This window comes from Azohydromonas lata, assembly GCF_034427735.1.
GTDB classification, from domain to species: Bacteria; Pseudomonadota; Gammaproteobacteria; order Burkholderiales; family Burkholderiaceae_C; genus Azohydromonas; species Azohydromonas lata.
The window spans coordinates 1-367 of sequence record NZ_JAXOJX010000225.1 but is presented as its reverse complement, the minus strand read 5'-3'; the positions used below and the strand labels follow the sequence as shown (position 1 = coordinate 367).

Sequence of the window (367 nt, the reverse complement as noted above, 5' to 3'; positions counted from 1 at the left end):
TAGCGGAATGGCGGAAAGCCTGGGCGTGGAGATCTTCCCCGGCTTCGCCGCCGCCGAGGTGCTCTACGCCGAGGACGGCCGCGTGCGCGGCATCGCCACGGGCAACTTGGGGCTGGCCAAGGATGGCGAGCCCACGGACAATTTTCAACTGGGCATGGAGCTGTGCGGCAAGTACACGGTCTTTGCCGAAGGCTCGCGCGGCCACTTGGGCAAGCAGCTCATAGAGCGCTTCTCGCTGGACGCCGGCAAGAACCCGCAAAGCTACGGCATAGGCCTGAAAGAGCTGTGGGAAGTGCCTGCGGCCAATCACAAGCCCGGCCTGGTGGTGCACACCGCGGGCTGGCCGCTGCAGCCCGACACCTACGGT

Annotated in this window: 1 protein-coding gene; it reads left to right on the top strand. The window is 66.2% G+C overall.

Annotation, left to right across the window (positions count from 1 at the left end; genetic code table 11):
- On the top strand, positions 1 to 367 hold a 367-nt coding region (locus SM757_RS35135; protein WP_407655839.1), incomplete at both ends, for an NAD(P)/FAD-dependent oxidoreductase.